The organism is Pseudomonas sp. NFR09, from assembly GCF_900111535.1.
GTDB classification, from domain to species: Bacteria; Pseudomonadota; Gammaproteobacteria; order Pseudomonadales; family Pseudomonadaceae; genus Aquipseudomonas; species Aquipseudomonas extremorientalis.
This window is the reverse complement of record NZ_FOIH01000004.1, coordinates 484779-504050: the sequence shown is the minus strand read 5'-3', so window position 1 is coordinate 504050 and position 19272 is coordinate 484779. Positions and strand designations below refer to the sequence as shown.

Sequence of the window (19272 nt, the reverse complement as noted above, 5' to 3'; positions counted from 1 at the left end):
CCCTGTGAACACACTGTCCAAAATCCTGCTGTCCGGCTTCACCGCCGCAGCGCTGCTGACCGTGGCCGGTTGTGCCACGGAGAGCAACCGCGCTATGCCTGTGGAACAAGTCGCCAGCGCCAACGTCGCTTATTCCGGCGTGCGCGTGCCGATTGCCGTAGGCAAGTTCGACAACCGCTCCAGCTACATGCGCGGCATCTTCTCCGACGGCGTCGACCGCCTCGGCGGCCAGGCCAAGACCATCCTGATCACCCACCTGCAGCAGACCAACCGCTTCAGCGTGCTGGACCGCGACAACATGGGCGAAATCTCCCAGGAAGCCGCGATCAAAGGCACCGTGCAGAAGCTCAAGGGCGCTGACTACGTGGTGACCGGCGACGTGACCGAGTTTGGCCGCAAGGAAACCGGCGACCGCCAGCTGTTCGGCATTCTCGGCCGTGGCAAGACCCAAGTGGCCTACGCCAAAGTCGCGTTGAATATCGTCAACATCAGCACCTCCGAAGTGGTGTATTCCACCCAGGGCGCCGGTGAGTACGCGCTGTCCAACCGTGAAGTGGTCGGCTTCGGCGGCACCGCCAGCTACGACTCCACCCTCAATGGCAAGGTCCTCGACCTGGCCATGCGCGAAGCCATCAACCGCCTCGTCGACGGCATCAATGCCGGCGCCTGGAACCCGCGCAACTGATCAGCAGCACCTCAAGGAGCAGTACAAGGATGAGCAAGGCAGTCAAGTTGGCCATGATGCTGACAGCAGTGGCGACGGTCGCCGGGTGCCACACCGCGCCCCAGCCGTTGTATCAATGGGAAAGTTATCAGCCGCAGGTTTACGAATACTTCAAGGGTGAGCCAAAGGAGGCGCAGGTGGAGGCGCTGGAGCGCGATCTGCAGAAGATCAATGCCAGCGGCCGCAAGGCCCCGCCGGGTTACCACGCCCACCTGGGCATGCTGTACCTGAGCATGGGCAAGGATGACCAGATGGTGCAGGAGTTCCGCACCGAGAAGGCGTTGTTCCCTGAATCCGCCTCGTACATGGACTTTCTGCTGAAAAACGCCAAGACCGGAGTCGCCACTAAATGAGCCTGTTGAAACTCACGGGCGCCTTGCTGGCCCTGGCCCTGCTCGGCGGTTGCGCAGCCCCCAAGACCATTGATTACACGGCGTACAAGCAGGCACGACCGAAGTCGATCCTGGTACTGCCGCCGCTCAATGAGTCGCCGGAAGTGCAGGCGTCCTACAGCCTGGTCTCGCAAGTGACCTACCCGTTGGCGGAAGCCGGCTACTACGTGCTGCCGATTGCCCTGGTGGATGAAACCTTCCGCCAGAACGGCCTCACCACCGCCAACGACATCCAGGCCCTGCCACCGACCAAGCTGCATGACATCTTCGGCGCGGACGCCGCGCTGTACATCACCGTCACCGAGTACGGCACCAAGTACATGCTGATCTCCAGTGACACCGCCGTGACGGCTTCGGCCAAACTGGTGGACCTGCGTACCGGCACCACCCTGTGGACCGGCTCGGCGCGAGCGTCCAGCGAAGAGGGCAACAACAACAGCGGCGGCCTCGTCGGCATGCTGATCACGGCGGCGGTCAAGCAGGTGATCAACAGCTCCACCGATGCGGCGCACCCGATTGCCGGTATCACCAGTGCGCGCCTGCTGTCACCGGGGCAGCGTGCGGGGATCCTGTACGGTCCGCGTAACCCCAAATACGGCACGGACTGAGTTCATGTGGGAGGGGGCTTGCCCCCGATAGCGGTAGATCAGTCAGTCCATGTTTGACTGACCCACCCCATCGGGGGCAAGCCCCCTCCCACAGTTGGACTGTTATTTGAATCAGGGTTAACCCGAACATTCCACACCTCGCGTCTGACCTTGTGAACGGATCATTCATTCACGAGGTTCAGCCCATGTCCCACCCTCTGTTTTTCCTGCGTCCTGCCGCCCAAGGCTTTGCCGTTACCATGGTGGTGGCGTTGGCCGGTTGTGGGCTGTCCTCATCCCCTGAGTTGGCCAAGCCGGCCGAGCCCGTCGCCGAGCTGCAAAGCGCGTCACCCCAGGGTGCTTTGGCCAAACGCATGGCAATGCCTGCACCGATGCATATGCAGGAGTCAGCCGTGATGGACTACCGCAGCGAACCCCGTGAACAATACGCAAATCTGCCGGACAACCCGGTGCATCGCGTGGCCGAGACGCCGGTGTCCACCTTCAGCGTCGACGTCGATACCGGCAGCTACGCCAACGTCAGGCGTTTCCTCAACCAAGGCAGCCTACCGCCCGAAGGCGCCGTGCGACTGGAGGAGATGGTCAACTATTTCCCCTACCACTACGCGCTGCCCACCGACGGCTCACCTTTTGGCGTGACCACCGAAGTCGCTGCCACACCGTGGAACCCGCATACCCAGTTGCTGCGCATCGGCATCAAGGCGTCCGACCGTGCCGTGGCGCAATTGGCACCGGCCAACCTGGTGTTCCTGGTGGATGTGTCCGGCTCCATGGACCGCCGCGAAGGCTTGCCGATGGTGAAAAGCACGCTGAAATTGCTGGTGGATCAGTTGCGTGAGCAGGACCGCGTTTCGCTGGTGGTCTATGCCGGTGAGTCCCGGGTAGTGCTCAAGCCGACTTCCGGTCGAGACAAGGTGAAGATCCGTAACGCCATTGACCAACTCACCGCAGGCGGCTCCACGGCGGGCGCTTCCGGCATCGAACTGGCCTACCAGATGGCCCGCGAAGGCTTTATCGACAAGGGCATCAACCGCATCCTGCTGGCGACCGACGGTGACTTCAACGTGGGCATCAGTGATTTCGACAGCCTCAAACAGATGGCGGTAGAGCAGCGCAAAAGCGGCGTGTCCCTTACTACCCTGGGCTTCGGTGTGGATAACTACAACGAACACCTGATGGAACAACTGGCCGATGCCGGCGACGGCAATTACGCCTACATCGACAACCTGCGCGAAGCGCGCAAAGTGCTGGTGGACCAACTCAGCTCGACCCTGGCGGTGGTGGCGCGCGATGTGAAGTTGCAGGTGGAATTCAACCCGGCGCAGGTCAGTGAATATCGCCTGCTGGGCTATGAAAACCGCGCCTTGAAACGTGAGGATTTCAATAACGACCAAGTCGACGCCGGTGACATTGGCGCAGGGCATACGGTCACGGCACTGTACGAAATTGTGCCGAAAGGCGAGAAGGGGTGGTTGGAACCTTTGCGCTATGCCACTGCGCCTGTGACCGGGGATCGATCCGCTGAACTGGCGATGCTGCGGGTGCGCTACAAACCTGCTGTGGGCGGTGCCAGCCAACTGATCGAAAGGCCCATCAGCCAAGAGCCCACCAAGGCCAGCGATGACCTGCGCTTTGCGGCGGCAGTGGCGGCCTTTGCCCAACAGCTCAAGGGTGATGGCCGCTACACTGGCAGCATGAGCCTGCAGGACACCGCTGCACTGGCCCGCTCGGCCCGAGGCGATGATCCGTTCGGCCTGCGCAATGAATTCGTGCAACTGGTGGAACTGGCCCAAAGCCTCAAACCCTGATCACAGCCATGACAACAATCGAATGTGGGAGGGGGCTTGCCCCCGATGGCGGTGTATCAGCATCAAGTGTGCTACTGACCCACTGCTATCGGGGGCAAGCCCCCTCCCACAGTTAGACCAGCTTCGGCTGATAAAAAGGAGTTCGCCCCCTACATGGCTGTTCCAGATGATCTACCCAGCGACGAATCGCTGCTGGCCCGCTACCGCACCGGTGACAGCGCCGCGTTCGAAGCCTTGTACGCGCGGCACCGCCAGGGCCTGTACCGATTCCTTGTGTCCTTGAGCAACAAGACCGAACTGGCCGAGGAAATCTACCAGGAGACCTGGCTCAGCCTGATCCGCAGCGCCACCCAGCCACAAGGCCGGGCGAGCTTTCGCACCTGGCTGTTCCAGATCGCCCGCAACCGCCTGATCGACCACTGGCGCAAGCACGGCGTCCACAACCCCTTGCACGACAGCTACGACGAACAACTGCATGCCCAGGCCGACGACAGCGCCGGCCCCGAGCAGCAACTGAGCCTGAGCCGCGACCAGGCGCGCCTCGATGCCGCGCTGCAAGACCTGCCCGAAGACCAGCGCGAAGTCTTCCTGCTGCGCCTGCACGGCGACCTCGAAGTGCCGCAAATCGCCGCCCTCACCAACGCCCCGCTGGAAACCGTGAAAAGCCGCCTGCGTTACGCCCAGCAGAAACTGCGCCGCCTGCTGGCCGAGGAGATACCCGCATGATCGACTCCCGAAACACTCCCGATTCCGACGACGAATTGTTCCAGCACTATCGTCAACACAGCCCCGTCGAGCCGCCGGCGTCCCTCGACGCCTTCATCCTCAACGCCGCCCGCCGTGAAGCCCCGGCGCGGCAGCCGAACCTGTGGCAACGCTGGCTGCAAGCCTGCCAACGGCCGCGCTGGCAGATGGCATTCGCCACCGTTGCAGGCTTGGCATTGATGATCGGCGTGGTGATGCGCGAACCCGTGCCGCAACCCGACGTTTCCACCGCGACCTTCTCCGCGCTTCGCGACGAAGCACCGCGTCCCGCTGCACCCGCGATGTCCGCGCCTGCCCCCGTCGCCCGAATGGCCACCGCGCCCCAGGCAGAGAGTGCGCAGGTCATGGGCTCGATGGCGGAGGAGTCCGGCGCCAAACTCAGCAAGCGTGCGCCGGTGGTGTTGCCTTCGTTAGAGGAGGGGTTGCAGAAGATTGTGCGCTTGCGTGAAGCCGGTGAAAGCAAAGCCGCGGATGAAGAACTGCTGGCATTGCATGCGCGTTTCCCTGACGAAGACTTGCCGGCGCGTTTGGAGGCGTTGCAAAAGCGTTGATCCACAAAGGCCGTGAGACGCGATGTCTCACGGTCTCATGGCCGCCGCTTGCGATCTGGCATCACGGATCTCATTTGAACTCAATGCCGGCTACCCTCGGGTTTTCTTCGGCCGCTCTATGAAAGGCGTGTCCAGGCGTTTTCGCGCAGCTGGCACTGGCCTTGCTCTGGCACTGGTAAACCGCCCGGCACGCCAGTGCCATCCGCTTCAAGGAGAAAAACGCCATGAGCCTCTCGAGCAATTCGCAACGCAGCATGCGTGCCGCTGTATGGCACGGCCGTAACGATATCCGCGTCGAAGATGTGCCGCTGCCCGTTTCGCCCCCTGCGGGTTGGGTGCAGATCCGAGTGCAATGGTGCGGCATTTGCGGGTCCGATCTGCACGAGTACGTGGCCGGTCCGGTGTTCATACCGGTTGATGCGCCGCACCCGCTGACCGGCATTAAGGGCCAGTGCATTCTCGGTCATGAGTTTTGTGGCGAAATCGTCGAGCTCGGTGCCGGGGTGCAGGGCTTCAGCGTGGGCGAGTCGGTGGCAGCCGATGCCTGCCAGCATTGCGGCACGTGCTACTACTGCACCCACGGGCTGTACAACATTTGCGAAAACCTGGCCTTCACCGGGCTAATGAACAACGGTGCCTTTGCCGAATGGGTCAACGTGCCCGCCAACCTGTTGTACAAGTTGCCGGCGAACTTTCCGGCAGAAGCCGGGGCACTGATCGAACCTCTGGCAGTAGGCATGCACGCGGTGAAAAAAGCCGGAAGCCTGCTGGGGCAAAACGTGGTGGTGGTCGGCGCGGGCACCATTGGCCTGTGCACCATCATGTGCGCCAAGGCCGCCGGTGCTGCTCAGGTGATCGCGCTGGAGATGTCCGGAGCACGCAAGGCCAAGGCGCTGGAAGTGGGAGCGACCCAAGTGCTCGATCCCAATCAATGCGATGCCCTGGCCGAAGTCCGCCGCCTGACCGGCGGGCTCGGGGCGGATGTCAGTTTCGAATGCATCGGTAACAAACACACCGCCAAACTGGCCATCGACCTGATCCGCAAGGCCGGCAAGTGCGTACTGGTGGGCATCTTCGAGGAGCCCAGCGAATTCAACTTCTTCGAGTTGGTGGCCACGGAAAAACAGGTAATGGGCGCGCTGGCCTACAACGGAGAGTTCGCTGACGTGATCGCATTTATCGCGGACGGGCGGCTGGACATCACGCCACTGGTGACAGGGCGTATTCAGTTGGAGCAGATCGTGGGGCAGGGCTTCGAGGAACTGGTCAAAAACAAAGAACATAATGTGAAAATCATTGTGTCGCCTGCCCGGGTTTGAAGCGAAGGGCGGGCGATGCGGTCTTTGCCCCGCAACATTAAAAAGCCCCCGGTCGAAAGATCTGGGGCTTTTCCGTTCCTGAACGGGTAGTAGCCCGTTTTGCCGCTGTGTCTGCTCCCAAGGCGATCTCACTGATTTAAATGGTTTTTTTACCAAGAAAACGCAGCAGGTAACCTTTTACGTACCGTTAATTAACCGTTACTCAACTGGTCACAGGCATGACGCCATATGCAGTATCCCTACAGCCCTGTTGAAACAATCATCTGACCGGGCGTGCACGGAGAGAGAAATAACGCGAGGTTTTCCATGACCTCAAAACAATAACAAAACAATAAATGGCGAGGCATATACGATGACGATTCATCAATTCTGGGAATCAATTGTCGCGTTCTACGAGCCGACACTGGAAATAATAAACTTATGGGCCTTTGGGCTTCCTCTTTTCGTCACCGTGATCGCGGTGATGTTCATCCTGTCGCAAAAGTGGCAGGGGCCTCTGACCCTGCGTTCTCTAACTAACGCAGCCTTACCCAAGGAGCAATACGACCACCCCTCATCGCGCGTGGATATGTGGAACGGTATTATCCTGCTGATGCTCGGTTTTCCCCTTGTCGGTGTCATCGCCATCAATGGCATCGCCATCGCTGACAATGTTGGCGCTTATTTCACCACGGAGTTCGGCGCCCGGGATCCCGTGATCACGTCGACCTGGCTGCTCGTCTCTGTTCAGTTTCTAGTCTATTTCCTCAGTGTCGACTTCGTAGGGTATTGGGTGCATCGCTGGTGCCATACCAATGCATTGCTATGGCATCTTCACAAACCTCACCATACCGCTGAAACACTCACGCCCTGGACGCTCTTCCGACAGCACCCCATCGAGTTCTTTGGCCTGAATATCATCCCGGCGATTTTCGGTGGAGCCTTCACCGGGTTGGTGCTGTTTGCAACGGGGAGCCCCATTCACCCTGGCACGGTGGCAGCAGTCACCACCACGGCCTATATAGCGTTCTTCGTGATAGATGTGTTTTCCCACGTCCACCTGCCCATCTCCTACGGGTGGCTGAACAGGATCGTTCTGGCGCCGGTCATGCACAACCTTCACCACAGTATGGAACCCCATCACTGGGACAAGAACAACGCTGTTGTACTGACCCTCTGGGATTGGATGTTCGGAACACTCTACCTGCCCAAAAAGGGTGAAACCTGGCGTTGGGGATGCAATGACGAAGAATATGGCGCCAACAATCCGCACAACACCCTGAAGGGCTTCTATATCGATCCTTTCATCACACTTTGGCGTCACTTGAGGGAAGGCAAGAGCCCGAATCCATGAGGGCGCCGGAGCACGTGATAAACACCTGGAGCTTAAAGCACGCCAAGCAATCGCTGGCTCAATTCCCTGCAAGGAAATCAACATGGCACTGAAAGACAACCTTCATTGGCGCTATGCAACCAAAAGCTACAACGGCGACAAGGTGGCCCAGGAAAAGATCGACCCGATCCTGGAAGCCATACGCCTCGCCCCCAGCAGTTCGGGCCTGCAGCCGTTCAAAGTGTTGGTTATCACTAACCCCGAGTTGAAGGCGCAGTTACAGCCAATCTGCGCTAACCAACAGCAAATTTCCCAAGCGTCCCACGTATTGATTTTTGCTGCGTGGGATGAATATACGCCTGAGCGGGTCAACGCATTTTTTGAATACAGCAATGGCATACGCAAGCTGCCTGCCAGTGTCACGGATGATTACCGGCTATCGCTGCTCGACTCTTTTGGCAGCATGAGCAAGGAGCAGCAGTATTTCCACGCGTCCAAGCAATGCTACATCGCCTTGGGGTTCGCGCTGCTGGCTGCTGCTGATCTCGGTGTCGATGCCACGCCCATGGAAGGGTTCGACAACCAGGCGGTAAATGCGCTTCTGAGGCTTCCCGAACAGGGGTTGAACAGTGCTGTTCTTTTGGCCTTGGGCTACCGGGATACCGACAGCGATTGGCTGGTAACCCTCGAAAAGGTCCGGCGCGACAAGGCGGATATGTTCGTGGACATTGCGTAGGGTCTATCCCTGACCGCAGTGGCTATTGAGCTGCTTCTTCGGTCTTGAGAGGTCTCGGCCTGGCTTCGCCACCGGCAGGCGAGGCCCCTCTCGCACGCCACATCTGACCGACGTCGAGCGGGCGGGCGATCAGCAACTCTGCCGATACATTCGATGGACCAAATGTGCGCACCTCATACATCGCTTCGAAGGCTTCGCTGTTGCCGAGCTGGGTCTTCAAGCGACTCAGTTCGGCACTGTCCGATGCAATTTTTGCGGCTTCTACGAGTGCGGGATCCATAATGCCGGCAACGACGACGATGTGATTGCCTGCGGGACCGGGAAAGCGAGCAACGTACGCGTAATCACGCCGCATGATTCTTTCAGTGGATGGCTCGGCCCAATCAGATTGAAATTGATCCCCGCTCGCCCGATCCACAAGAGTATCGCCGCTGGCCGACAGCGAAAAACCGGATAGATCGAAGAACGGCTCCCGCAGATCGCCAAGAGTGTCGAGTAAACCGACATAGACAATATCGTGATCGCTCAGCATTTGATTGGTGAAACGTGACGTCGTCACATCCTTGATCTGGCTTGAGTTGCCGGACCTCGTCGCGGACAGGATGGGCGTCACCGAAACCAGCGCCGATGCGAGTCCACTCGGCAAGTGATAGGCATTCATATCGATATACTTTTGGCCGGCCCCAGGCATGTGCTGCTTGTACTGATTGAGAGCCTCGCTGGACGCGATGCTGGAGTCAGCGATCATCCGAAGAATCGAACCGTCAGTGCCCTGTTCACCGAATACATAGAAATCGCCGGACACGATCAATAGCGGTGCTGGGCTGTGCGTCAGACCGCTCCAGAGAATGCTCTCGATACGCGAATCACTGGGTGGCTTGCCTACCAACCAGAGCCAGCATAGTGCGTTGAATGTGAGGAAAAGCGCAGCACCGGCAAAATACCGCCAATCAAGGTCAAGCAAGCTTCGGCCCGCAGGGTCGGAATACATGGCGTGCTCATCGGGAGCCGCGACGACCAGGCGATATTCGCCCCGCGGCAGGACAAGCCGTTCGCCCCGCTCATCGGCGGGTGCAGCATCCAGTTTTTTGCGCAGACGGTGAATATGCACGCGAACCGTCGCATCTGCCGCCAGGTCCACACTGGTGGATCGACCAAACACGGCGAGTGCAATCTCGACCTCTTTCGTTGCGGTTGCCGTCAGTGATCGCTCGAGGAGAAACTCGAAAAGACGAATGACCTGCCGCGATTTACCGAGCGCACCACTCTTTAGAATTCGTTGCGCGTGCGCCGCGAGCCGATGTTCCTCGTCAATTTCCTGCGGCTTATCCATTTCACACCCTCACTGCGCCCGTTGCCATTGAAGACAGGGCCAATACCCTGGCGCTCCTCCAGAATACGGATGCGATGGACAATGGGCGCGCGGTATAAACCGAGGCTACGGTTTACAGGTTAATACGCATGATCAGGAGGTAACGGATCATGGCCTGATCTCCTCGGTTCAGGCTCGATGAGTTCGACCCCAGCATAGGCGCCGTGTCGTGTGCATCCGTATCCCAAATTGGCACTTAGCCATGATCTTCGGGAGCCGACGTTGGCGTTGCTCTGATCGTCAGAAACAAGAAAGCCCGCACGGGGCGGGCTTCTTGGGGGGCGTAGACTGTCTGAGACAGCCCGATACTGCTATATGGTGCACCCGGCGGGATTCGAACCCACGACCCCTGCCTTCGGAGGGCAGTACTCTATCCAGCTGAGCTACGGATGCTTGTGCGGGCGACATCATACCCATGTCGACCTTGGGCGTCCATGCTGGTCTTTGGGCGTTCAAGCGTAGGAATTCGCTGCATAAAGGCCCTAGGCCGGGCGCCACCCATCAGAAGGGCAGAATCCGGCCCAACGACGCTGATCAGAAAGATCGACTAAAAGCGCCGTTTTCGTTCTTTTTTTCGAACAGACTATTGCCCTGTACCCCCATTGATCCTAGGATTCGTTTGAGATTTCAAACGCTCTGTCTCCCGCGCGCTATTCACGCTATCCCGCGTGCTGGGGCTGATTTCCCTGACGGCAGCCCACAAGGCGCCTTTCAACAACTCTAATTCGCTCCGCGTGCGCGCGGTGCTGTTAAGGAAACCCGACATGCAGCTCAAAGATACCCAGTTGTTCCGCCAGCAAGCCTTTATCGATGGCGCTTGGGTCGATGCGGACAACGGTCAGACCATCAAGGTCAACAACCCGGCCACGGGCGAGATTCTTGGCACCGTGCCGAAGATGGGCGCCGCTGAAACCCGCCGCGCCATCGAAGCCGCCGACAAGGCCCTGCCGGCCTGGCGTGCACTGACCGCCAAGGAGCGCGCGAACAAGCTGCGTCGTTGGTTCGAACTGCTGATCGAAAACCAGGAAGACCTCGGTCGCCTGATGACCCTCGAGCAAGGCAAGCCACTGGCCGAAGCCAAGGGTGAAATCGTCTACGCCGCCTCCTTTATCGAGTGGTTCGCCGAAGAAGCCAAGCGCATCTACGGCGATGTGATCCCGGGCCACCAGCCGGACAAGCGCCTGATCGTGATCAAGCAGCCGATCGGCGTGACCGCCGCGATCACCCCGTGGAACTTCCCGGCCGCGATGATCACCCGTAAAGCCGGCCCGGCCCTGGCCGCCGGTTGCACCATGGTGATCAAGCCTGCTTCGCAAACCCCGTTCTCGGCCCTGGCCCTGGTTGAACTGGCGCACCGTGCCGGTATCCCGAAAGGCGTGTTGAGCGTGGTCACCGGCAGTGCCGGCGACATCGGCGGTGAGCTGACCAGCAACCCGATCGTGCGTAAATTGTCCTTCACCGGCTCGACCGAAATCGGTCGCCAGTTGATGGCCGAATGCGCCAAGGACATCAAGAAAGTTTCCCTGGAATTGGGCGGTAACGCCCCGTTCATCGTGTTCGACGACGCCGATCTGGATAAGGCCGTCGAAGGCGCGATCATCTCCAAGTACCGCAACAACGGCCAGACCTGCGTCTGCGCCAACCGCCTGTACATCCAGGACTCGGTGTACGACGCGTTCGCCGAGAAGCTGAAAGTGGCGGTGGCCAAATTGAAGATCGGCAACGGTCTGGAAGAAGGCACCACCACTGGCCCGCTGATCGACGAGAAAGCCGTGGCCAAGGTGCAGGAACACATCGCTGACGCCCTGAGCAAAGGCGCCAAGCTGCTGGCCGGTGGCAAAGTGATGGAAGGTAACTTCTTCGAGCCGACCATCCTGGTTGACGTGCCGAAAAACGCTGCTGTGGCGAAGGAAGAAACCTTCGGCCCACTGGCGCCGTTGTTCCGCTTCAAAGACGAAGCCGAAGTGATCGCGATGTCCAACGACACCGAGTTCGGCCTGGCGTCCTACTTCTATGCCCGCGACCTGGGCCGTGTGTTCCGTGTGGCTGAAGCCCTGGAATACGGCATGGTTGGCGTCAACACCGGGTTGATCTCCAACGAAGTGGCGCCGTTCGGCGGCATCAAGGCCTCGGGCCTGGGCCGTGAAGGCTCCAAGTACGGGATCGAGGATTACCTGGAAATCAAATACCTCTGCCTGGGCATCTGACCCGGCAAGAGATTGCAGCAAACGCAAAGGGCACGAGAGCGCTGACCCTTTGCGTGTTTCACCGCGTAATTCGTAGTGGCCGGGAAAGCTGTGGCAGTCGATCATCGCATGCTGCCGTAGTTGCCTCCCCGCCACGTATTCCTTGGACCACGCCACCCGATGAGTGGCGAATGAGGACTTTATGAGCAAGACCAACGCATCCCTGATGAAACGCCGCGAAGCCGCTGTACCGCGCGGTGTTGGCCAGATTCACCCGATCTTCGCCGAATCCGCGAAGAACGCCACCGTGACCGACGTTGAAGGTCGCGAGTTCATCGATTTCGCCGGCGGCATCGCCGTGCTGAACACCGGCCACGTGCACCCGAAGATCATCGCCGCTGTGACCGAGCAGCTGAACAAGCTGACTCACACCTGCTTCCAGGTATTGGCCTATGAGCCTTACGTGGAACTGTGCGAGAAAGTGAACGCCAAGGTCCCAGGCGATTTCGCCAAGAAAACCCTGCTGGTCACCACCGGTTCCGAAGCCGTGGAAAACGCCGTGAAAATCGCCCGCGCCGCCACGGGCCGTGCCGGCGTGATCGCCTTCACCGGCGCCTACCACGGCCGCACCATGATGACCCTGGGTCTCACCGGTAAAGTCGTGCCTTACTCGGCCGGCATGGGCCTGATGCCAGGCGGCGTGTTCCGCGCGCTGTTCCCGAACGAATTGCATGGTGTGAGCGACGACGACGCCATCGCCAGCATCGAACGCATCTTCAAGAACGATGCCGAGCCGCGTGATATCGCTGCCATCATCATCGAGCCGGTGCAGGGCGAAGGCGGTTTCTACGTCGCGCCGAAATCCTTCATGAAGCGCCTGCGCGAACTGTGCGACAAGCACGGCATCCTGCTGATCGCCGACGAAGTGCAAACCGGCGCCGGCCGTACCGGTACTTTCTTCGCCATGGAACAGATGGGCGTTGCCGCCGACCTGACCACCTTTGCCAAATCCATCGCCGGCGGCTTCCCGCTGGCCGGTGTGTGCGGCAAGGCCGAATACATGGACGCCATCGCGCCAGGCGGCCTGGGCGGCACCTACGCCGGTAGCCCGATCGCTTGCGCAGCTGCGCTGGCGGTGATGGAAGTGTTCGAAGAAGAGCACCTGCTGGACCGCTGCAAGGCAGTTGGCGAGCGTCTGGTGACCGGTCTCAAAGCCATCCAGGCCAAGTATCCGGTGATCGGCGAAGTACGTGCCCTGGGCGCGATGATCGCGGTCGAGCTGTTCGATGACGGCGACACCCACAAGCCAAATGCGGCGGCTGTTGCTTCCGTGGTGGCCAAGGCGCGTGACAAGGGTCTGATCCTGCTGAGCTGCGGCACCTACGGCAACGTGTTGCGCGTACTGGTCCCGCTGACTTCGCCGGACGAACAGTTGGACAAAGGCCTGGCGATCATCGAAGAGTGCTTCTCCGAGCTGTAAGAGAAAGTTGACCTGTTCGACAGAAAAAAACCCGCTCCGGCGGGTTTTTTTACGCCCATTGCCGCACATTCAGGTCGTGTTCATTGTACGTAGGCGGCTCCATTGACTAAGGTTGCAAGCATTGCCGATGGAGCGTGCTGGATGACTGCTGTTGATTTACCCGCTGTACCCCGCGTGTTGATTGCCGAGGCGGACCCTTGGTCGCGGGACCTGCTCAAGCAAGTGCTGTTGAATGTGCGCTGCGATGCGCGGCTGGATGTGTGTGCGCACGGGCATCAAGCGGCGACCCTGCTGCGAGATAAGGCCTATGACCTGATCCTGGCCGATTGGGAGTTGCCCGGCATCGATGGCCTGAGCCTGCTGCGCAGTGTGCGCCATAAGCGCCGCTCGCCGCTTCTGCCGTTCATTCTGCTGAGCAGTCGCAATGACAGCGCCAGCGTGCGCGAAGCCTTGCCCCTGGCGCCCACGGCGTACCTGACCAAACCCTTGAACATGGAAGGCCTGACCCAGCGCCTGCAGGACCTGCTGCTCAACGAAGGCGAAACGGTGTACTGCGAGATCCCACCGCTGGCGCCCGGCATGACCTTGCCAGTGTTCCTCGAACGGCGCCGCGAAGTGTGCGATGGCGCGCCCTTGCGGGTCGATGTGAAAGCCGCCGTGCAACACAGCCTCGGGCCGGAAAGCCTTGACCTCAAGCATCTGGAAGACCAGGTGCGCATGGACCCGCAAATCACTGCCGTGCTCATCGCCGCTGCCAACAGTGCAGGCCATCACGGCGCACCGGTACAGACCCTGCCCGGCGCCCTGCACAAGCTGGTGCCGGGGCAAAGCATGAACCTGATCCTCGGGCTGGCGCTCAAGCACAACGTGGTACTGAGCGACCCGGCGCTGGTCGCCTACGCCGAGCGGCACTGGCAATTATCCCAGGACACCGCTGACTACGCCCTGCGCCTGGCCCGCATGCTGGAGCTGGATCACGATCGCTGCTACAGCGCGGGTATCCTCCATCGGCTGGGCGACCTGGCGCTGTTACGCTGCCTGGAGGACTGGCGCCAGGGTGGCGGCGAGCTGGATGACGAAGCGATTGGCGAATCCCTCTACACCTTTGGCGCCGCCTACGGCTCGGCACTGCGCGCGCGTTGGCGTTTGCCGCTGGAGCTGCGCCAGTTGATTGCGGCGATCTACTCGCTTGAGGGCGGTGTGTATGCGCGGGATGCGCTGGTGGTGAACCTGGCGGCGCAGATGGCGCGTTTGACTGAACATGAAGGTTTGGAAGAGCTGGCGGCGGGCAAGACGGCGCGATTGCTCAAGCTGGGCTTTTCGGAGCTGACTCGAGTACGCAAATCCTAATGTGGGAGGAGGCTTGCCTCCGATGGCAGTGTATCAGTCACCCATGTGCTGGCTGACCCCCTGCTATCGGGGGCAAGCCCCCTCCCACATTTGAGCAGTGTCGACTCCTAGCCCGCGATCACACGGTTCTTGCCCAGGCGCTTGGCCTCGTACATGGCCGCATCGGCACGGGCGAACAGACTGTCCAGGGTCGAGTCGCGCTCGGTGAGGCTGGCAAGGCCCTGGCTGATGGTCACGCTGAAAGCCTGGCCTTCGTAGCTGAAGCTCAGCTCCTGGATCTCCCGGCCCAGGCGCTCGGCCACCTGCAACGCCATCTCCGGCGCACAGCCAGGCAGTACGGCGGCGAACTCTTCGCCACCGATGCGTCCGAACAGGTCGCCACGGCGCAGCACCCCTCGACCGCTCTCGGCGATACGCCGCAGTACCTGGTCGCCCTCCAGGTGGCCGTAGCTGTCGTTGATGTCCTTGAAGTCATCGATATCCAGCAGCAAAAAGGCCAGCGGGGCACCTTGTGCGCAGGCACTGTCGAAGGCCTGGTTGGCGCATTCGAAGAAGTGCCGGCGGTTGCTGCTCTGGGTCAGCACGTCGGTGGTGGCGAGGCGGTGCAGCTCCAGCTCCATCTGTTTCTTTTCGGTGATGTCTTCGGCCATGCCCACCACGATCAGTGGCTCGCCGGGCTCGACCTGCTGGTTGATGTAGCACTTGTCGCTCAACCAGCGAATCTGCCCGTCGGCGGTGATGATGCGGTACTCGCGGTCTTCCACGGCGCCCTGTTCCAGCACGCGGGCCAGGCTGTATTCGGCGTAGTCGAGGTCTTCGGGGTGGATACTGTTGCGCCACTCCCGGTGGTCGGCCAGCAGCAGGCCGGCAGAGCGCCCGAAGACGCGTTCGTAGGCGGGGCTCACATACAGCACGCGGCGGGTTTCCCAATCGATGGCCCACAGCACAGCATTCACGCTGACCAGCATTGAGCTCAGCAATTGCTCACGTTCGCTCAGTCGCTCGACTTCGCCCTGGGCATGCACCAGCGCCAGCAGGGTCGCCGCCGCCGCTGGGCGGGGATGCTCAGCTGCAGGCGCGTCGATTAAGGAGGACTTTTCGTGAACCATCGGCACAACTCTCTCTGGGCGCGCCGCAAACAGGAGCAGCGGTCACTACAAGGGGCCACCATGATGGCGAAGTGTTCATTGAGAGAGGCGAATTGCAGTGAAGTTCCGTCAACAGGACCGATTGCCGGTGCCCGGTAAATGACGCCAAAAAGCCGATAGGTGGGAGGGCAAGCCCTCCCACCGCAGCATCAGACTGCCGCAGGACGCAGCGAATAAGTCTTCAATTGGTGCGCAAAATCCCGCAGGGACTGGATGCCGCTGGCCTCGGCTTCATGCACCCATTCCTTGATGGCCGCCAGCATATCGTGGCCATTGGAGCTGGTCTTGAGCCAGATCTGCTGCAGCGCCAGGCGCTTTTCGTAGATCACTTTCAGTGCATGGCTGTGTTCAAGCATGCTCTGGATGCGCACGTGATGGCGGTCATCCAGCAAGCTGGTTTCCCGCGACAGCAGGCGCTTGGCGCGGTGGAATTGATGGCGCACCGAGTGATCGACCTTTTCCAGCTCCTGCTTGACCAGCGGGCCGATCACCAACTTGCGGTACTGGGCCATGATCTGGAAACGATTGTTGAGGATCGCCATGGCGGTATCCATGTCCAGGTGGCCCTTGCCTTCCACGCGGTGTGCGATGGGGGCGACACGCTGCACCTTGGCCAGGCGCAGGAAGCTGAACACCTTGATCCACGCCCAGCCCAGGTCGAACTCCCACTTCTTCACCGACAGTTTGGCGGAGTTGGGGTAGGTATGGTGATTGTTATGCAGCTCCTCGCCGCCGACGATGATGCCCCACGGCACCAGGTTGGTGGCCGCGTCACGGCATTCGAAGTTGCGATAGCCCACGGCATGCCCCAGGCCGTTGATCACGCCGGCGGCCCAGAAGGGAATCCACATCATCTGGATCGCCCAGATGGTGATGCCGATGGTGCCGAACAGCAGCAGGTCGATCACCCCCATGATCGCCACGCCCAGCAGCGGGTAGGGGGTGTAGAGCTTGCGTTCGATCCAGTCGTCCGGGCAGTTCTTGCCGTAGATACGCAGGGTCTCTGGGTTTTCGGCCTCGGCGCGGTACAGCTCGGCGCCTTTGCGCAACACGGTGGACAGGCCCTTGATGACCGGGCTGTGCGGGTCGTCGACGGTTTCGCATTTGGCGTGGTGCTTGCGGTGGATGGCAGTCCACTCGCGGGTGTTCTGCGCCGTGGTCAGCCACAGCCAGAAGCGGAAGAAATGTTTCAGGCCGGCATTGAGCTCCAGGGAGCGATGGGCTGAATAACGGTGCAGATAGACCGTGACCCCAACAATGGTCACGTGGGTCATCAACAGCGTGACTGCCACCAGTTGCCAGGCTGACAGGTCAAGAAAACCGTTGTACCACATAGGCTGTATGGCCCTCAGATAAAGAAAAGAACAGCTCACGCATTATCACTAAGCCTACAGAGAAAACCAGCCGCCCTTTCAGATAGGAGTGACTGGATGTTTCTTATTCTATAATCCGCAGCCTTTGTAGGGCGATTCTGTTTTTTTGGTAAGGATTACTGAACATATGCCGTTTTCATACCGAGGTGCCCTGCGTGTGGGGCTGGTATACCTGCTGGTTTCCATCGCGTGGCTCCAGCTCAGCAACCACTTATTGATCAGCTTTCTCGATGAACCGTGGGAGTTGGGACGCTGGCTGCAAGTGCGTGGCTATGTGTGGGTGGCCTTCAGCGCCTTGGCGATTTACCTGATGTGCGCCCGATTTGCGCGTGCCAGCCAGCTTCAGCAACCGTTGAAGGAAAACCGCGAACGCCTGCGCCAGGCCGCCGCCGTGTTCGACTGCACCCGCGAAGGCGTGCTGGTCACCGACGCGCAGGGGCTGATCGTGCATGTGAACCGGGCCTTCATGGCGATCACCGGCTACAGCCGCGAAGACGTCATGGGCCAGCAGCCCAGCCTGTTCAAGTCCGGGCGCCATTCGTCGCATTTCTACCAGCAGATGTTCCAGAGCCTGGAGCGCACCGGCGAATGGAGCGGTGAAATCTGGAACCGGCGCAAAAGCGGCGAAATTTACCCCCAGTGGCAAACCATTCGTGTGATCCACGATGACCAGGGCCACGTCAGCCATTATGTCGCGGTATTTTCCGATATCAGCGCCATCAAGGACTCCGAGCACGAGTTGGCTCACCTCGCCCATCACGACCCGCTGACCGACCTGCCCAACCGCCTGCTGTTCACCGACCGTGCCGAACAGGCGCTGGCTTCGGCACAAATCCACAAGCGTGGTTGCGCCTTGCTGTTGCTGGACCTGGACCACTTCAAGATCATCAATGACAGCCTGGGCCATAACATTGGCGACCAGTTGCTCAAGCTGGTCGGCGAACGGCTCAAGGCGCTGTTCGGTCCAGGCGTGACCCTGGCGCGGCTGGGTGGGGATGAGTTCGCCGTGCTGGTGGAAAGTTGTCCACAGGTGGCGCAAGCGGCCAGTTTGGCGCAACGCATGCTGGATGCGATGAAGCAACCGTTCATCTTCGACGGCCATCAGCTGTTTATCAGCGCCAGCATTGGCATCAGCCTGTTCCCCAACGACGCGCTGAGCGCCGAACAGCTGTTGCGCAACGCCGATTCCGCGCTGTTCAAGGCCAAGAGTGCCGGCCGCGAAAGCTATGCCTTGTACACCGAAGAACTGACCGCCCATGCGCAGAACCGGGTGGAGATCGCCAGTGAGCTGCGCCGTGCCCTTGAACAGCAGGAGCTGTGCGTCTACTACCAGCCGGTGCACGACCTGCAGGGCAGCCGCCTGATCGGCGTCGAAGCGCTGGTGCGCTGGCAGCACCCGGAGCGCGGTCTTGTGCCGCCGGGCGAGTTCATCCCGATTGCCGAGCGCACCGGGTTGATTGCCGATATCGACGCCTGGGTCATGGACCAGGCCTGTCGGCAGATGTGCCAATGGCTGGCCGATGAGGTGCCGCTGAGTTTTATCGCCATCAATGTCTCCAGCCGCCTGTTTGCCCGGCGCGAGTTGTACGAGCAGGTCGCACAGGTGCTGCACGACACGGGTCTGGATCCCGCCTGCCTGGAACTGGAAGTCACCGAAAGCGCGGTGATGGATGACCCTGAAATGGCCCTGGAACAACTGCATCGCCTGCGCGAGCTGGGTTTGCGCCTGGCAATCGATGATTTTGGGACCGGTTATTCCTCGCTGTTGCGCCTCAAGCGCCTGCCGGTGCAGAAGCTCAAGATCGATCAGGGCTTCGTTGCCGGTTTGCCGTGGGACGAGGACGATGCAGCGATCGTGCGCGTGGTAATCGCCCTGGCGAAAAGCATGGGCATGCAAGTGCATGCAGAGGGAATCGAGCAGGTTGAACAGGCGCGGTTTCTGCTGGATCAGCAGTGCGATATGGGGCAGGGGTATTGGTTTGGCCGGCCGGTGCCTGCCCACGAAATTGATTGGCACCGAGCCCCCCCAATCCTGACCTGAAATGCAGTCAAAAGGTGGGAGCGGGCTTGCCCGCGAATGCGGTGCATCAGTTAACACATTTTTAGCTGACACACCGCTTTCGCGGGCAAGCCCGCTCCCGCATTTGG

General features: G+C 60.4%; 16 protein-coding genes and 1 tRNA gene. 13 read left to right on the top strand and 4 right to left on the bottom strand.

Annotation, left to right across the window (positions count from 1 at the left end; genetic code table 11):
* Positions 1-4 precede the first annotated feature (4 nt).
* From BMX59_RS12615 to BMX59_RS12575, 9 genes are all read left to right on the top strand, one after another.
* A complete protein-coding gene (locus tag BMX59_RS12615) occupies positions 5-685 on the top strand; it encodes a CsgG/HfaB family protein (protein ID WP_071489756.1) in 681 nt (226 codons plus the stop codon).
* A gap of 29 nt (positions 686-714) precedes the next feature.
* Positions 715-1077: a DUF4810 domain-containing protein gene (locus BMX59_RS12610; protein ID WP_093121850.1), complete on the top strand. Its 363-nt coding sequence runs from the start codon at positions 715-717 to the stop codon at positions 1075-1077.
* Positions 1074-1724, top strand: a complete 651-nt coding sequence (locus BMX59_RS12605; protein ID WP_058426354.1) for a DUF799 domain-containing protein — start codon at positions 1074-1076, stop codon at positions 1722-1724. The genes BMX59_RS12610 and BMX59_RS12605 overlap by 4 nt, the downstream gene beginning before the upstream one ends.
* Before the next feature lie 185 nt (positions 1725-1909).
* Positions 1910-3532: a vWA domain-containing protein gene (locus BMX59_RS12600; RefSeq protein ID WP_093121846.1), complete on the top strand. Its 1623-nt coding sequence runs from the start codon at positions 1910-1912 to the stop codon at positions 3530-3532.
* A 153-nt stretch (positions 3533-3685) separates the two neighbouring features.
* Positions 3686-4258, top strand: coding sequence for an RNA polymerase sigma factor (locus tag BMX59_RS12595; protein ID WP_071489758.1), 573 nt, complete (start codon positions 3686-3688; stop codon positions 4256-4258).
* The gene (locus BMX59_RS12590; RefSeq protein ID WP_093121842.1) at positions 4255-4848 is read left to right on the top strand and encodes a hypothetical protein; all 594 of its coding nucleotides are present in this window, start codon (positions 4255-4257) and stop codon (positions 4846-4848) included. Before BMX59_RS12595 ends, BMX59_RS12590 begins: the two co-directional genes overlap by 4 nt.
* Before the next feature lie 254 nt (positions 4849-5102).
* Positions 5103-6167 carry a 2,3-butanediol dehydrogenase gene (locus BMX59_RS12585; protein ID WP_256572957.1) on the top strand — a complete coding sequence of 355 codons (1065 nt, stop codon included), beginning with the start codon at positions 5103-5105 and terminating at the stop codon, positions 6165-6167.
* 352 nt (positions 6168-6519) lie between these two features.
* Complete coding sequence (locus BMX59_RS12580) at positions 6520-7500, top strand: sterol desaturase family protein (RefSeq protein ID WP_093121833.1); 981 nt, start codon at positions 6520-6522, stop codon at positions 7498-7500.
* Positions 7501-7582: 82 nt separating this feature from the next.
* Positions 7583-8215 carry a nitroreductase family protein gene (locus tag BMX59_RS12575; RefSeq protein WP_093121828.1) on the top strand — a complete coding sequence of 211 codons (633 nt, stop codon included), beginning with the start codon at positions 7583-7585 and terminating at the stop codon, positions 8213-8215.
* Positions 8216-8237: 22 nt separating this feature from the next.
* Here the strand turns inward: BMX59_RS12575 and BMX59_RS12570 are convergent, their stop codons facing one another.
* Both BMX59_RS12570 and BMX59_RS12565 read right to left on the bottom strand, forming a co-directional pair.
* On the bottom strand, positions 8238-9548 hold the full coding sequence (locus BMX59_RS12570; protein ID WP_093121823.1) for a helix-turn-helix domain-containing protein: 1311 nt from the start codon (positions 9546-9548) through the stop codon (positions 8238-8240).
* A 355-nt stretch (positions 9549-9903) separates the two neighbouring features.
* Positions 9904-9980: transfer RNA gene (locus BMX59_RS12565), tRNA-Arg, on the bottom strand.
* Positions 9981-10351: 371 nt separating this feature from the next.
* Here BMX59_RS12565 and gabD point away from each other — a divergent pair.
* The 3 genes from gabD to BMX59_RS12550 all read left to right on the top strand — a co-directional run bounded on the left by gabD (position 10352) and on the right by BMX59_RS12550 (position 14603).
* The gene (gabD, locus tag BMX59_RS12560; RefSeq protein ID WP_092248696.1) at positions 10352-11794 is read left to right on the top strand and encodes an NADP-dependent succinate-semialdehyde dehydrogenase; all 1443 of its coding nucleotides are present in this window, start codon (positions 10352-10354) and stop codon (positions 11792-11794) included.
* Between the two features lie 181 nt (positions 11795-11975).
* Positions 11976-13253, top strand: coding sequence for a 4-aminobutyrate--2-oxoglutarate transaminase (gabT, locus tag BMX59_RS12555; RefSeq protein WP_092248693.1), 1278 nt, complete (start codon positions 11976-11978; stop codon positions 13251-13253).
* Positions 13254-13394: 141 nt separating this feature from the next.
* On the top strand, positions 13395-14603 hold the full coding sequence (locus BMX59_RS12550; protein ID WP_092248690.1) for an HDOD domain-containing protein: 1209 nt from the start codon (positions 13395-13397) through the stop codon (positions 14601-14603).
* Between the two features lie 107 nt (positions 14604-14710).
* Here BMX59_RS12550 and BMX59_RS12545 read toward each other — a convergent pair whose 3' ends face one another.
* Together BMX59_RS12545 and desA are read right to left on the bottom strand one after the other, a co-directional pair.
* Entirely contained in the window at positions 14711-15712 is a 1002-nt protein-coding gene (locus BMX59_RS12545) for a sensor domain-containing diguanylate cyclase (protein ID WP_093121814.1), read from the bottom strand.
* 188 nt (positions 15713-15900) lie between these two features.
* Positions 15901-17085 carry a delta-9 fatty acid desaturase DesA gene (gene desA, locus BMX59_RS12540; RefSeq protein WP_092248684.1) on the bottom strand — a complete coding sequence of 395 codons (1185 nt, stop codon included), beginning with the start codon at positions 17083-17085 and terminating at the stop codon, positions 15901-15903.
* A gap of 166 nt (positions 17086-17251) precedes the next feature.
* On the opposite strand from desA, the gene dibA reads away from it, so the two are divergent.
* On the top strand, positions 17252-19165 hold the full coding sequence (dibA, locus tag BMX59_RS12535) for a phosphodiesterase DibA (RefSeq protein ID WP_093121809.1): 1914 nt from the start codon (positions 17252-17254) through the stop codon (positions 19163-19165).
* Positions 19166-19272: the final 107 nt, after the last annotated feature.

What these genes read in the sequence shown, in the direction of transcription:
- BMX59_RS12550 (WP_092248690.1), top strand. Translation starts at nt 13,395, where the DNA reads ATGACTGCTGTTGATTTACCCGCTGTACCCCGCGTGTTGATTGCCGAG.
- desA (WP_092248684.1), bottom strand. Translation starts at nt 17,085, where the DNA reads ATGTGGTACAACGGTTTTCTTGACCTGTCAGCCTGGCAACTGGTGGCA.
- BMX59_RS12590 (WP_093121842.1), top strand. Translation starts at nt 4,255, where the DNA reads ATGATCGACTCCCGAAACACTCCCGATTCCGACGACGAATTGTTCCAG.
- BMX59_RS12570 (WP_093121823.1), bottom strand. Translation starts at nt 9,548, where the DNA reads ATGGATAAGCCGCAGGAAATTGACGAGGAACATCGGCTCGCGGCGCAC.
- BMX59_RS12545 (WP_093121814.1), bottom strand. Translation starts at nt 15,712, where the DNA reads ATGGTTCACGAAAAGTCCTCCTTAATCGACGCGCCTGCAGCTGAGCAT.
- gabT (WP_092248693.1), top strand. Translation starts at nt 11,976, where the DNA reads ATGAGCAAGACCAACGCATCCCTGATGAAACGCCGCGAAGCCGCTGTA.
- BMX59_RS12595 (WP_071489758.1), top strand. Translation starts at nt 3,686, where the DNA reads ATGGCTGTTCCAGATGATCTACCCAGCGACGAATCGCTGCTGGCCCGC.
- BMX59_RS12605 (WP_058426354.1), top strand. Translation starts at nt 1,074, where the DNA reads ATGAGCCTGTTGAAACTCACGGGCGCCTTGCTGGCCCTGGCCCTGCTC.
- BMX59_RS12585 (WP_256572957.1), top strand. Translation starts at nt 5,103, where the DNA reads ATGCGTGCCGCTGTATGGCACGGCCGTAACGATATCCGCGTCGAAGAT.
- BMX59_RS12600 (WP_093121846.1), top strand. Translation starts at nt 1,910, where the DNA reads ATGTCCCACCCTCTGTTTTTCCTGCGTCCTGCCGCCCAAGGCTTTGCC.
- BMX59_RS12610 (WP_093121850.1), top strand. Translation starts at nt 715, where the DNA reads ATGAGCAAGGCAGTCAAGTTGGCCATGATGCTGACAGCAGTGGCGACG.
- dibA (WP_093121809.1), top strand. Translation starts at nt 17,252, where the DNA reads ATGCCGTTTTCATACCGAGGTGCCCTGCGTGTGGGGCTGGTATACCTG.
- gabD (WP_092248696.1), top strand. Translation starts at nt 10,352, where the DNA reads ATGCAGCTCAAAGATACCCAGTTGTTCCGCCAGCAAGCCTTTATCGAT.
- BMX59_RS12575 (WP_093121828.1), top strand. Translation starts at nt 7,583, where the DNA reads ATGGCACTGAAAGACAACCTTCATTGGCGCTATGCAACCAAAAGCTAC.
- BMX59_RS12580 (WP_093121833.1), top strand. Translation starts at nt 6,520, where the DNA reads ATGACGATTCATCAATTCTGGGAATCAATTGTCGCGTTCTACGAGCCG.